The sequence below is a fragment of the Mucilaginibacter sp. P25 genome (genome assembly GCF_050859465.1).
GTDB classification, from domain to species: Bacteria; Bacteroidota; Bacteroidia; order Sphingobacteriales; family Sphingobacteriaceae; genus Mucilaginibacter; species Mucilaginibacter gossypii.
Genome location: NZ_CP193937.1, coordinates 5,059,340 through 5,072,292 on the forward strand (window position 1 = coordinate 5,059,340; position 12,953 = coordinate 5,072,292).

The following is a 12,953-nucleotide window of genomic DNA, read 5'->3' on the forward strand; positions in this document are numbered from 1 at the left end:
CATGAATTATAAAGGCAATATTCTCGCTATTTCCGGTAGCTTAAGAACTGGCTCATCCAATCATAATATTCTCAAGTTTTTAGGTGAATTAGTTCCAGCCGATATCAATTACACTATATACGAAAGATTAGCCGAGATACCTCCATTTGATCCCGGACTTGACCACGAACATCCACCAGAATCAGTTTCAGAGTTGCGAAGCTTGATGAAAGATGCTTCAGGCATTATCATCTGCACACCAGAGTATGCGTTTGGGGTTCCTGGGCAGCTTAAGAATATGTTAGATTGGACAGTTTCGAAAGGTTCGCTGGTTGATAAACCTGTAGCTTTAGTTACTGCGTCATCAGTTGGCAGTCATGCGCATGCTGCATTGCTCCTGACACTTGGGGCGCTTTCGGCAAAAGTAACAGAGGGGGCAACTTTGCTTGTTCCTTTTATCAGGAGCAAAATAGATGTGCATGGGGATATTACAGATGAGCAAACGGCGAAGGCTTTGCGGGATGTAATGAAAGTATTTTTGAAAGAAATATAGCCATGAAAAAACTGCACCATATGCTGAATTTATTTCAGCACCCCACAGGACAGGTAGACGCCCAGATTAGCAGGCGGCTTAGCAAATGCGGTGTTGAAACAAATTCAACTTGACCATAATTTTTACTCCACTCCCAATTCCCTCATCAACCTGCCCACGGTTTCTTTCAATTCGGCAATTTCCTGTTCGGCTTTGGTTAAACGGGCCTCCATTGCTGATGAAGATGGGCGACCACTTGGCTCATCTGCAAAATCATCATCATTAATTTCGGGCGTTCCGCCTAATAGATGCGCGTATCTAACTTCCTTTTGGCCGGGGCGTTTGGGTAGCTGTACAATGTAAGGCGTCTCGCCGCCAGCCAGTTTATCCAGGATCTCCTGTACATCTTCTATCGAATCAAATTCGTACATGCGGCCGCTGTTGGTATTCAATTCACCTGGCGTTTGAGGCCCACGAAGGATCAAAAGGCAAATCAAAGCTACTTCCGAAGGTATTACCGGGAAAACTATGGCGAAATTATGTTTGTATTTAATATTACGAATAGAACCACCGGTAGCGGTAGAGATCAAACCGCGCCTTTTCAAGGAATTTAGGGCATTGATAACCGTATCATCATCATAATTAACAACAGGTTTGCGCGATGTTTTCTGGTTACAGGCGGCCACCAATCCGTTAAGGGTCATAGGATAATAATCGGGCGTGGTTTTGGCCTTTTCCATTAAAGTACCAAGCACACGTAGTTCTTCTGCATCAAGTACGGGTAAAGTTTGCGGTGAATCCATGGCTAAATATAAGCAGGTTTTTATAGCGTCAAAAAAATGCTGATTTTCTGAATGCTAAAATCATTAGGATTAAAATAATAACACCAAAATAGTTTACTTTGCATTGCAATGTCTTTATTCATTACATCATTAAATTCGGGAAGTAATGGCAATTGCTATTACGTAGGGAACGATCAGGAGGCTATATTGGTTGATGTGGGCATTTCATGCCGCGAGACTGAAAAACGCATGACCCGGCTGGGCTTGTCCATGCAAAAGGTGAAAGCCATTTTTGTATCGCATGAACATTCTGATCATATTCGTGGTATACCGGTATTAGCCAAAAAATATCAGCTGCCGGTTTACATCACCCCCGGCACGTTGATGCACCTTAGCGGTGTTGATCATTTTAAAGTCCATCATCTTAGCGCATTTCAAACAGTTGTTATTGGTGACCTCGAAGTAACATCCTTCCCCAAAATGCATGATGCGTCTGAGCCGCATAGCTTTATTGTAAGCTGTCGCAATGTTAAGGTAGGCGTGTTTACCGATCTGGGAATAGTGTGCGACCAACTCATCCGCTACTTTAGCCAGTGCCATGCTGCTTTTTTGGAAGCCAATTATGATGATGATATGCTGGATAAAGGCGGTTACCCTTATTATTTAAAACAACGCATCCGTGGGGGAAAAGGGCATTTATCAAACAAGCAGGCTTTGGGTTTATTCACTACGCACCGCCCGCCGCACATGACCCACTTGCTGCTTTCGCATCTTTCCAAAAACAACAACGACCCCAAGCTGGTAGAGGATTTGTTTACCAATTGTGCCGATGGGATCAATATTATTGTGGCGTCAAGACATGAAGAAACTCCGGTTTACTATATCAGCAGTACGGTTGTTCAACATGAGCCGTTAGGGCAGCTTGGCCTTAGCTTTTGATCAGGTAACATCATTATCATCCAGGTCCTGCAAGAAGATGGTGCTTAACATATCATAAAGTTCGGGATGTTTATGTTTCAACTCGTTCGGCTTTTGAAAAAAGTACTCGGCTACAACAGCTAAAAACTCAGCTTCGTTAGTGATGGCGTACGGATTGATATCAGAACGCCCGGCTTCAATTTTGTGAATCTCCTGGTGGATCATTTTGAGCCATGGCATAATATATTCATGAGCCAGCAGGATTTCCGGCACACCGTCGGTAGCCCCATCGGCCTTATCAAGCAGGTGTACAAACTCATGAATAGCCGTGTTCTCTTTCCCTGCCGATTTACTAAAACCTTTTGTCAACGCCGCTCTCGACAGGATCATTTGCCCGTTCATATATCCTGAGCCTACCATTCCTAAAATACTCCTATTTTCGCCTTCAAACTGAAACTCGCTATCAAATGTATCCGGGTAAAGAATCACATTGGTGAGGTTACGGTATTTCCAATCGTTAAAGCCAAATATCGGGATCACGGCACTAGCAGCTATCATTACTTTATCAGCATCGCTTACCGTTGTACCAACACCCTCGATATTAATATCCGCTAAAAGTCTGGCAACCTTTCTTTCAAACAACAGTTTTCGATCAGCATCAAGGTGCTGATAATATGGAATGTGCAATTCTAAAAGCGCTTTATAATTCAATGTGGCAGCAGGCGTTTCATTTACCACTTTCTTTTTATTGAGGAAAACGAACACCACCAACGCAACAACGATCAATATCAGGATAGGAACCATTTTTATTTACAGATTAAATTATAAAACAAAGTACAGCAACAGCATAAACAAAGCAGCTATCAGGGTATTTAAAAAATTAACGGTATCGTTGTTGATCAGATTTTTTCTTTCCAACACAGCCCCTAAAACGGAATCTGTTAGATTACCGAGTGTACCTGCAACAATAATCCAGATGAAATTTGTTGTCCAGTCCATTCCTATGGCATAAACAACAGCAATGATAACCGAGCCAATTACGCCAATTAAAGTACCCTCTAAGCTGATCACCCCATTAAGCCCGCGTAAATCCGGCTTTAGGGTTATAATATTGAAGAAACGTTTTCCGTAAACCGTCCCTAACTCTGATGACAATGTATCGGCTGTTGCCGAAGCGAAGATGGCGGCAATCATCAATTGTAAAACCTGAGTTTGGGCCGGAAAAACGAGGATCAAAATTCCGCATAAGGCAGCCGTACCGGCATTCGCCAAAACCTGCCCGGCTGTTCTCCCTCCTTTTTGATCTGCGTTTAAATCCTTCTTTGTTTTGCTTTGTACCGAGGTAGCTGCCGAACCTAAAATAAAAAAGGTAGTCATCATGGCTAAACCTGTGAAGCCGGCACCGGCAAATACCAGGATGGCAACTGCGGCACCGGTTAATGCTGCTATAACAGTTAGCTTACGGGCCGATATACTGTATGCTACACCAGCTACTAAAATAAGTGCCAGCAAACCATAACTTAACCACATAGTCGATCAAAGGGATTAATGTGGCGCTAAATTAAACTTTCAATTCATACTTTTGGGCACATGAAAGATATACTGGGCCAGGCCATACATGATCATTATCATAAATCAGCTAACCATAAACTTTGGATCAATAATCAATATGGACCTAAAGAGGAGATGCCCATTGATGTTTACTTCAGGGATGAGGATGACATGCCGGATATAGAATGGCTGGCCATGAACGAATGCCGCGGAAGCGTGCTGGATATTGGCGCAGGAGCGGGCAGTCATGCTTTAGTATTGCAGCAACGTGGCTTTGATTGCACCGCGCTTGATATTTCCCCGTTAGCCTGTGATGTAATGAAACTGCGCAAGGTAAACAAAGTAATCAAAGGTGACATTTTTGTTTATAACGAATGCAAATACGATACCCTGCTTTTGCTCATGAACGGGATTGGCCTCACCGGGACACTTGAAAACCTGAAGGTATTTTTACAACACATTAAACTGCTGCTCAATCCAGGGGGCAAATCGTATTTGATTCATCAGATATCACTTATTTATATGAAGATGGCCTGCCGGAAAAAGGTTATTACGGTGAGCTACTTTATCAATATGAATACAATCGCCAAAAAACCGACTGGTTCCGTTGGCTATATATTGATGAAAAAACACTTAAGCCCATCGTTGCAGAAGCTGGCTTTGATATGGAGGTATTACTGGAGGATGAATTTAAACAGTACTTAGTGCGGTTAACTCTGAGCAGGTAAAACCACAGTAATTTTCTTATTGGCTCGTTGTATTCCGTACGGAATAAGCTATTTTTATTCCGACAACATCTATCCAATGAAAAAAGCCATCATCCATGTCCTTGCCGGTCGTGAAAAGAAAATTACCGCCGAAGAAACCGTACGCCAGCCATTACCTCATAAAGATTTTCGGTTTGCAAACCCCTTTATTGTGTTACATCACATGGGACCGGAGGTAATAGAACCCGGCCAAACTTTGCGCATCCACCCACACCCGCATCGCGGCTTCAGCCCGTATACCATTATGCTACAGGGCGAAGGTTATCATAAAGATAATGCAGGTAACGATGAGATTATAAAAGCCGGCGATGTACAATGGATGTTTGCAGGCAAAGGCATTATGCACAGCGAAGGCCCTACCGCCGAATTGTTACAAAAAGGCGGCGTTCATGAACTTATCCAGCTTTGGATCAATGCGCCTAAAAGTAAAAAGTGGGACGAGCCTTTTTATCAGTCGGCCAAGGCAAACGAACAACCGAAAGTACTTATTGGTGAAGGCCTCGACTTCAGTTTGGCCAGCGGAGATTATGAAGGCAAAACCGGACCTATCAAAAACTTCACCCCGGTTATTTCTATAGTTGGAAAAATAGCCACGGGAAAAGAGGCAAACTTTGAAGCCATATCCGGCTACTGGGCATTACTTTATATTATAAATGGCAGCGTCAAAGTAAACGAACAAACTATCGGTCAACACAATCTCATTGTGTTTGAAAAAGATAATGAAGAGATCACAGTGACAGCTACCGAAGATTCGCAGGTGTTATTTCTATCTGCTAAACCTATTGACGAGACCCGTATCAGCTAAGGATAATTTTGTAATGAACACGCCCGAAGAAATTGAGCAGGCATTATCAGATTATCAAAACGGCGTATTCGGCACATTAAATTACTAAAACCCCATAATAACTTTTGGTTATCACAGATTGCGTATTATGATGAAAAACCGGCAGTAATTCCTCACACCTTTGTATCATTAAAACAAAGGAAAAATGAATACCCAACATCAATTAAACAATACCGGTGGCCTGTTATTAAACATCAATGAAAATGCCCGCAAAGTTATATTTGCAGTTTGCATAGTATTATGCCTGATGCCTTTTATGAGCCCGGCAGTAGCTTTACTATTAGGCTTGGTAGTAGCACAATGTTCTGGTCACCCATATTTGCACCTCAACCACAAAGCCACCCATATTTTATTACAGATATCAGTAGTTGGTTTAGGTTTTGGCATGAATGTACATAGCGCGTTACAGGCAGGCAAGGAAGGGATTTTGTTTACCATCGCCTCCATTACCGGAACACTGCTATTTGGCACGCTGATGGGGAGATGGTTAAACATCGAGAAAAAGACTTCATTTTTGATCTCATCAGGAACGGCTATTTGCGGCGGGAGCGCAATTGCAGCCATATCACCGGTTATCAAAGCTGAAGAAAAGCAGATCTCCGTAGCATTGGGCTGTGTATTTATCCTGAACTCAATTGCGCTATTTGTTTTTCCTGTGATTGGTCATTATTTGAATTTATCACAAACCCAGTTTGGGTTATGGTGTGCTATTGCTATACATGATACCAGTTCGGTAGTTGGTGCAGCAAGTAAATACGGAGCCCACGCGCTTGAAGTAGCGACAACAGTGAAATTAGCGCGGGCATTATGGATTATCCCGGTAGCATTCTTATCTACCTTCCTGTTTAAAAACAAATCAAAAAAAGTGAGTATCCCCTATTTTATCGGCTTATTTATACTGGCTATGATAGCCAACACCTACTTACCAGTTGTAAGGTTTATGAGCCCCTACATCATCATTACAGCAAAAGCAGGCTTAACCCTTACCTTATTTTTAATCGGTGCGGGCCTTTCACGCAAAGTGTTGGCATCTGTTGGCCTGAAGCCGCTTTTACAGGGTGTGGTACTTTGGATTGCTATATCAGGTGCTGCACTGTATGCGGTGGTTCATCTCGCATAAGGCATAACAATATTTAACGTAAAGTTCATAAAATATTCCCGTTTGCTCCAACTCGCTTCAAACGCTTTTTTACTGCTTACATTTGTATAAAACATCTTCACCATGAAACCAAACACACTTGATGCCAAAGCTATTGATACCCTCCGCGATTTACCGGATATGATCCCCGTATTGCGCGAATCTTTCGAAAACTGGACTATCAAGGTTTTTGACCGTAAGCATCATGAATGCCGCAACTACATGTCGCCCAACAGGCGCGATTTTTATAAAACACTGATGATAACCGAAGGTGCCGGAGTTTTTACCATGGGGCTTAACACTTATTACATTGAGTAACCTACCATCCTTTTCATCCATCCCAATGATATTATATCGTGGAAAAACCTTTCGGATAAATCGGGCGGATATTATGTACTTTTCAAAAGGAGCTTCATTAATGATCATCCTCAATTAAAAAACACCATTGATAAATATGGTTTGTTTACCGAAAAGGATAAAAGCGTTATCCGCTTAAATAATGCAGACATGCCTGTACTTAACAGCTTGTTTGAACGAATGACTATTGAAGAGTTATCCAACAATCATTTAAAAGATGATGCGCTGCAGGCTTACATTCAATTATTAATGGTTGAAAGCATGCGGGTAGCTCATTTTCCCAAACCTGATAGTGTATCCGACGAATACCATTACATCCACCAATTTTTTCATTTGCTGGAGAAGGAAACATCGGGCATTAACTATACATCGCCCATAAAAATGAAAACTGCCAAGGAGTTTGCCGCCAATCTTTCGGTACATCCGAACCACTTAAACGCGGTATTAAAAAAATACACCGGGCAAAATGTAAGCACTCATATCCGCAACCGCCTGCTCGAAGAGACCAAAGCATTACTGGTACAAACCGATTGGACCTTGCAGGATATTGCATACAGCATTGGCTTTGCCGAGCAGCCTAACTTTAGCTTCTTTTTTAAGAAAAACACTGGTATTACCCCTGCCGAATTCAGGAGATCATACCAGGCCACCGCATAAATTCGCCGTTTCTTTGATTTTCATAATAACCGCTTTGTTTTTGGTATAGAGCCTCCCTGCTTTTGTTGCCAACTTTGTACTGTAAACAAAAACAAATTAAAAGCAACATAAAATGAAAACTCAAAAAGTATGGTTTATAACCGGAGCCTCAAGAGGTTTTGGTTTAGAAATATCAAAAGCTGTTTTAGCATCTGGCGACAAATTAGTAGCTACTGTTCGTAAAAACCCTGAAACACTGGCTGCACAATTTGACAACAATCCCAACCTATTTGTTGTGCCCTTGGATATTACCAATGAAGAGCAGGCAAAAGAAGCGGCTGAAAAAGCTGTTGAACACTTTGGCAGGATTGATGTACTGGTAAACAATGCAGGTTTTGGATTGCTATCAGCAGTTGAAGAAGCCACTGCCGAAGAAGTAAAAAGGAATTACGAAACCAACGTATTTGGCTTACTGAACGTAACCCGTGCCATTTTACCCTATATGCGTAAAGAACACTCAGGCCATGTGATCAATATATCATCTGTAGGTGGTTTATCGGCCTATTTTGGCTGGGGTGTTTATGGCTCAACCAAGTTTGCCGTTGAAGGGCTTACCGAAGCCATGGCGCTTGAGCTTGCTCCGCTTGGCATTCATGCAACTGTTGTTGCTCCGGGCTTTTTCCGCACCAATTTCCTTGATGAAAGCTCGCTGACCCGCACATCAAATGAAATTGCTGATTACCAGGATACCGTGGGTAACATGCGGACTTTTGCTACCGAAGCAAATTATAAACAGCCTGGTGACCCGGAAAAATTAGCACAAGCTTTTATCAAGCTTGCTGCTTCAGAAAAACCTCCGGTACACTTACCGTTGGGAAGTGATACGCTGCAACGTTTCCGTGAAAAAACAGCCGCCTTTGAAAAGGAAATTGAAGAATGGTACGATGTAGTTGTGGGTACGGACCATGACTATGTAAAACAGTCCAAATAATTGTTATACCATAAATACTATTCAATAAAATGCCTGAAAGCGTTATTCGTTATCAGGCATTTTTATTAGCCAATCACCATATTATAACCCATTGTTTGTTAAACAAGCGGATCCACACTACTTCACCACTACTTTTTATCATCTTAAGCTTCGATTAAAAAGTTTAATTTATCATTGCGGCGATCTAAATCTTACTAATTATTCCAGCTCATGCTGCCCGATCGTTCTGTCTCAATCAAATTGAAAAAAATATTTTCTTAATTTTCCTGTGTTTCCTGCTTATGCATTACGGCAACGTAACAGCCCAGCAAAATACCAAACCTCGTTTTAAGGCAATTGCCCTCGCGGAAATTGGTGGCGGCCATGCCTCATTTGATACCACTGCTAAAATATGGCTTAACAAGCTTGCAATAGACAGTAATGTTACCATAGATTATATCAGCGATACCAAAAAAACCAATAAAGAGTTCCTTAAACAGTATCAGCTATTATTGTCCAGCACCCCACTACAATACCACTACAGCAATCCATTGCTGATTTAAAACATTTCTGACTGAAGCCATTTTACAATTTTGGGGTACATTTTACTCCCGGTATATGTAAAATGTTGATTAAATTACAGCTCTTAATCAGGCCGGCCTTTTGCCGGGTTGCCTATTATTAATGGGGTTTAAGCCCTCGCCAGGAAAACCGTTAATGAAAAAAACATCTTATTTATTCTCGTTCTCCGTGCTTTTATATGGACATCTTCCGCTCAAACTACGCTTGGTACTCCTGCTATCAAAAACTACACTCATAATGATTATAACGCCGGAACTGAGATCTGGGACATTAAACAGGACAAGAACGGAATTCTTTATTTTGCCAACGATGAGGGTCTGCTTACGTTCGACGGTAGTTATTGGAAAACCTATCCGCTGCCTAATAAAAGCCCTATAAAGTCTGTGGCTATTGATCGCATGGGCCGTATTTATGTTGGAGGGCAGGATGAAGTTGGTTATTTTTTCCAAATGAGTCGGGAATCCTCAAATATCATTCGCTTAAACAACGCCTGCCCAAAAAGCAAGGCAGTTTGCCGATATCTGGGATATTGTTATCCATAATAATGAGGTATTTTTCAGAACCATTGAGTGCATCTTTGAGCTGAAAAACAACACCATGCACACATTTGATGCGCCCGGTGGCTGGATGCTGCTAAACCGGGCCGGCGGTAAATTGTTTGCTTATGATAAAGCTATCGGACTGGTTATTTTTAAAGATTCGCACTGGCAAGCCTTCGTTCAACAACCCACAACGGCGCTGAGTGTCACTGGCATCACTGAGTTTAATAAAGATACCTTACTGGTAAGTACCCGCAAAAATGGCCTCTTTATCATTGCTGGCTCGTCGCTGGTTAAAAAAACACGGCTATTGATGGAATCCTGCTTACTGATCTTATAAACTTCATTCAAAAAATTGGCATCGACAGATACGCCATCGGCACATCAGCAAAAGGGCTGATTATTATTGATGGTAAAGGCAAGCCAATAGACCAGTTCTCCAATAACCAGGGGTTACAAAATAATAATGTCCATGGTATATTGTTAGATAAAGATCATAATTTATGGCTTGGACTGGAAAATGGGCTCGATTTTATTAATTATAACACGTCTGTTAAAAATATTTATCCTAATCGCGAAAACCTGGTAAAAAGTAACTCGGTAAGCATTTTTAACAACAAGTTGTATATCGGAACATCAAACGGCTTATATACCGTATCGATAGGCTCGCAGCAAAAAGATATCAGCACGGCCACAGGTGCTTTTACAGAAGTGCCAAACACTAAAGGACAGGTTTTAAGCCTAACGCAAATTAACGGGCATTTATTGGCCGGTCATCAGGATGGTGTTTTACAGGTAGACGATAACCAGGCTAAACTGATTACTCCCGGCCCGGGGGCGTGGATGATGAAAGCTTTCCCTGCTTCGCAGGATGTGATAGCGGGGACTTATACCGGCTTTCAACTCTTAAAATACAATGGTGCCGGATTTAGCTTTGAAGGAAAAATAAATGGTATTTATGAATCATTAGGAAACCTCGCGGTAGATAAGAGCAATTTTGTGTGGGCAACGCACCCCTACAGGGGTATTTTTAAAGTGCAGCTATCCGCTGATAGAAAAAAGATAGTTAGTTATACGCAATATACCGAAAAAAGTGGTTTGCCATCTGCGCTGAATAATCATGTATATTTTATTAAAAACAAAGTAATAGCTGCTACCGAAAAAGGTGTTTATGAATACAATACAACTGAAGGAGACTTCACACGATCTGCATTTTACAAGCCGATATTTGGCAATTCAAAAATTGAGTTTCTTACCGAAGATGGCAAAGGTAATATCTGGTTTATCAGTAACCAACGCGTTGGCGTAATTGATTTTGGTAAACGATCTGGTAAGTTACCGTACAAGGTGATCTATTTCCCTGAATTGGCCGGGCAAACAGTAAAGGGGGCAGAGTATATTTATCCGCACGATATGGAGAACATCTTTATCGGCTCAAACAATGGTGTTTTCCATTTAAATTATCGCCAATACGTTTCATCGGAGAACAAACTCAATGTATTACTTACTACGGTAAAAGCCATAGCCGAAAAAGATAGCCTGATTTTCGGTGGATATTTTGTTAAAAACAACCGGATCGCATCAGCACAAAACACGCAACTTATTGCCTCGCTGTCCAACCACTGGAATTCCTTTCATTTTGAATATACCTCTACCCTGTTTGCACAAAAAAGCAACGAGGAGTTTAGCTATAAATTAATAGGTTTTGATAAAGATTGGTCGCAATGGTCGATTAAAACCGAGAAGGACTATACCAACCTTCCTTATGGCAAATACACATTTTCGGTAAAGGCCCGTAATAATTTAGGCACAGCGTCTGCTCCCGTCAGTTATAGTTTTATTGTTGAGTCGGCATGGTATCAAACTATTTGGGCCTACCCGGCTTATTTCCTGATCATTGCCTGCACTGTGTATATCGGTATAAAGGCGCAGCAAAAACGTTTCGCCTTGCATCAGCAACGCCATGAAGAGGAGCAAAAAGGTTAAGCTACCTCCATAGCCTTGAACTTGACAGAAATGATAAAGAGATCATTGCCTTAAAAAACGAAAAGCTTGAAGCCGAGCTAAATTACAAGAACAAAGAACTGGCCACGCTAACAATGCAAATGGTTAACCGCAGTAAACTATTGCTCAATATAAAGGACGAGCTGATGGTATTAATAAAAAAACTTAACATTCCTGATGGATCGCACCAATTCAGGAGCGTGTTTAAATTATTGAGCGATACCGGGAAAAGTGACGATGACTGGGACAACTTTTCCATGTATTTTGACCAGGTGCATAATAACTTTTTAGCCACCATGAAAGCCAAGTTCCCCGGTTTAAGCTCAACCGATTTGAAACTGTGTGCTTACCTGCGGTTAAACCTGTCATCAAAGGAGATAGCGCAGCTGCTTAACATCTCGCTGAAAGGCGTGGAGATCAGCCGTTACCGCGTACGCAAAAAACTGCAATTAGCTACCGAAACCAATCTGTATGATTTTTTGATGGAGGTTACTAAACAATCCGGGTAAAACTGCTTCCAGTTTTTACTGCTTTCCAGCCATTATTAAACATCAAAGTGCTGCCATCCATAGGCATTTCTTGTTTTAAAAATGCTTTTACTCAATCCCGGCTACTTCGTATTTATTTTCCGGCGGCCCAGAATATAGCATTGCTGAAAAGCCTGGTATAATCCTTACTATCAAAAAGCACAGGCGAGTGTCCCATAAAGATGTAAATGTTACGGGCTTTTTTTCGGGGTTAATCCATACCACAGGATGGTCACCCATGGTAATGCCATCTTTGGGTTCATAAGTTGATTCATCTACCGAGGCCAGCACATGTACATTAGGCCTTGGATCTTGGTCATAAGTGTACCACTCTTCCTTCTGAACCAGGAAAGGTGGTGATACACCCTTCATTACCGGATGGCTTTGATCTTCAATATTGACAGTACCTTTGGCAAATGTAGCTATGTAGTTTTTATAGCGGATCCCCCCATAAAATTCCAGAACCAGTTCCACATCGCGTAACCATCAAACTCGCCCAGTAGGGTTGCGTGATGAAAGCCTATCCAGCCTCCCTTGCCTTCATCAATGTATTTTTCAAAGGCTTTTACGGCTTTTTCCTTCCAGGCATACGGCGGGTAGTCCAGCTGGATAAATAACTGATAATTAGATAAAAAAGCATCATTAATTCTATCAGTACTTTGAATATAATCGACAGAAAAATTACTGTCAGCAGCCAGCTTATCCAGCCATACTTTTGCCACTTTTGAATACTCAATATGATGCCCCCGCTTTCATACAGGGCTATCACTTTAAAACGCGGGGCCTTTTGTGCCCACGCGCTGATAACGGTTAACAAGCAAAAATTG

18 protein-coding genes are annotated in these 12,953 nt (G+C 41.7%); 13 read left to right on the forward strand and 5 right to left on the reverse strand.

Annotated elements, in window-relative coordinates; all coding sequences use genetic code 11:
* Position 1: 1 nt before the first annotated feature.
* A complete protein-coding gene (locus ACRQ5D_RS25480; protein WP_091163807.1) occupies positions 2–532 on the forward strand; it encodes an NADPH-dependent FMN reductase in 531 nt (176 codons plus the stop codon).
* Positions 533–654: 122 nt separating this feature from the next.
* Here ACRQ5D_RS25480 and ACRQ5D_RS25485 read toward each other — a convergent pair whose 3' ends face one another.
* A complete protein-coding gene (locus ACRQ5D_RS25485) occupies positions 655–1,314 on the reverse strand; it encodes a YceH family protein (RefSeq protein WP_091164916.1) in 660 nt (219 codons plus the stop codon).
* A 108-nt stretch (positions 1,315–1,422) separates the two neighbouring features.
* On the opposite strand from ACRQ5D_RS25485, the gene ACRQ5D_RS25490 reads away from it, so the two are divergent.
* Positions 1,423–2,232 (forward strand): MBL fold metallo-hydrolase, encoded by an 810-nt coding sequence (locus ACRQ5D_RS25490; protein ID WP_091163804.1) that lies wholly within the window; start codon positions 1,423–1,425, stop codon positions 2,230–2,232.
* Here ACRQ5D_RS25490 and ACRQ5D_RS25495 read toward each other — a convergent pair whose 3' ends face one another.
* Positions 2,233–3,015 carry a zinc-dependent peptidase gene (locus ACRQ5D_RS25495; RefSeq protein ID WP_091163801.1) on the reverse strand — a complete coding sequence of 261 codons (783 nt, stop codon included), beginning with the start codon at positions 3,013–3,015 and terminating at the stop codon, positions 2,233–2,235.
* 18 nt (positions 3,016–3,033) lie between these two features.
* The gene (locus tag ACRQ5D_RS25500; RefSeq protein WP_091163798.1) at positions 3,034–3,741 is read right to left on the reverse strand and encodes a DUF92 domain-containing protein; all 708 of its coding nucleotides are present in this window, start codon (positions 3,739–3,741) and stop codon (positions 3,034–3,036) included.
* Between the two features lie 60 nt (positions 3,742–3,801).
* On the opposite strand from ACRQ5D_RS25500, the gene ACRQ5D_RS25505 reads away from it, so the two are divergent.
* The 11 genes from ACRQ5D_RS25505 to ACRQ5D_RS25555 all read left to right on the forward strand — a co-directional run bounded on the left by ACRQ5D_RS25505 (position 3,802) and on the right by ACRQ5D_RS25555 (position 12,108).
* The gene (locus ACRQ5D_RS25505; protein WP_431200717.1) at positions 3,802–4,467 is read left to right on the forward strand and encodes a class I SAM-dependent methyltransferase; all 666 of its coding nucleotides are present in this window, start codon (positions 3,802–3,804) and stop codon (positions 4,465–4,467) included.
* 99 nt (positions 4,468–4,566) lie between these two features.
* Complete coding sequence (locus tag ACRQ5D_RS25510; protein ID WP_431200718.1) at positions 4,567–5,334, forward strand: pirin family protein; 768 nt, start codon at positions 4,567–4,569, stop codon at positions 5,332–5,334.
* 13 nt (positions 5,335–5,347) lie between these two features.
* Positions 5,348–5,422 carry a hypothetical protein gene (locus ACRQ5D_RS25515; RefSeq protein ID WP_432329865.1) on the forward strand — a complete coding sequence of 25 codons (75 nt, stop codon included), beginning with the start codon at positions 5,348–5,350 and terminating at the stop codon, positions 5,420–5,422.
* 96 nt (positions 5,423–5,518) lie between these two features.
* Positions 5,519–6,493 carry a YeiH family protein gene (locus ACRQ5D_RS25520; RefSeq protein WP_091163791.1) on the forward strand — a complete coding sequence of 325 codons (975 nt, stop codon included), beginning with the start codon at positions 5,519–5,521 and terminating at the stop codon, positions 6,491–6,493.
* A 102-nt stretch (positions 6,494–6,595) separates the two neighbouring features.
* A complete protein-coding gene (locus ACRQ5D_RS25525) occupies positions 6,596–6,829 on the forward strand; it encodes a hypothetical protein (RefSeq protein ID WP_218134372.1) in 234 nt (77 codons plus the stop codon).
* A 141-nt stretch (positions 6,830–6,970) separates the two neighbouring features.
* Complete coding sequence (locus tag ACRQ5D_RS25530) at positions 6,971–7,525, forward strand: helix-turn-helix domain-containing protein (protein WP_431200720.1); 555 nt, start codon at positions 6,971–6,973, stop codon at positions 7,523–7,525.
* Between the two features lie 112 nt (positions 7,526–7,637).
* Positions 7,638–8,495: an oxidoreductase gene (locus ACRQ5D_RS25535; RefSeq protein WP_091163789.1), complete on the forward strand. Its 858-nt coding sequence runs from the start codon at positions 7,638–7,640 to the stop codon at positions 8,493–8,495.
* A gap of 281 nt (positions 8,496–8,776) precedes the next feature.
* On the forward strand, positions 8,777–9,037 hold the full coding sequence (locus ACRQ5D_RS25540) for a hypothetical protein (RefSeq protein WP_431200721.1): 261 nt from the start codon (positions 8,777–8,779) through the stop codon (positions 9,035–9,037).
* 616 nt (positions 9,038–9,653) lie between these two features.
* Complete coding sequence (locus tag ACRQ5D_RS25545; RefSeq protein WP_431200722.1) at positions 9,654–9,935, forward strand: hypothetical protein; 282 nt, start codon at positions 9,654–9,656, stop codon at positions 9,933–9,935.
* A gap of 86 nt (positions 9,936–10,021) precedes the next feature.
* Complete coding sequence (locus ACRQ5D_RS25550) at positions 10,022–11,581, forward strand: triple tyrosine motif-containing protein (protein WP_432329867.1); 1,560 nt, start codon at positions 10,022–10,024, stop codon at positions 11,579–11,581.
* A 119-nt stretch (positions 11,582–11,700) separates the two neighbouring features.
* Positions 11,701–12,108, forward strand: coding sequence for a helix-turn-helix transcriptional regulator (locus ACRQ5D_RS25555; protein ID WP_432327011.1), 408 nt, complete (start codon positions 11,701–11,703; stop codon positions 12,106–12,108).
* An 87-nt stretch (positions 12,109–12,195) separates the two neighbouring features.
* Here ACRQ5D_RS25555 and ACRQ5D_RS25560 read toward each other — a convergent pair whose 3' ends face one another.
* Positions 12,196–12,600 (reverse strand): ThuA domain-containing protein, encoded by a 405-nt coding sequence (locus ACRQ5D_RS25560; RefSeq protein ID WP_431200723.1) that lies wholly within the window; start codon positions 12,598–12,600, stop codon positions 12,196–12,198.
* Positions 12,549–12,848, reverse strand: coding sequence for a ThuA domain-containing protein (locus tag ACRQ5D_RS25565; RefSeq protein ID WP_432327013.1), 300 nt, complete (start codon positions 12,846–12,848; stop codon positions 12,549–12,551). The genes ACRQ5D_RS25560 and ACRQ5D_RS25565 overlap by 52 nt, the downstream gene beginning before the upstream one ends.
* Positions 12,849–12,953: the final 105 nt, after the last annotated feature.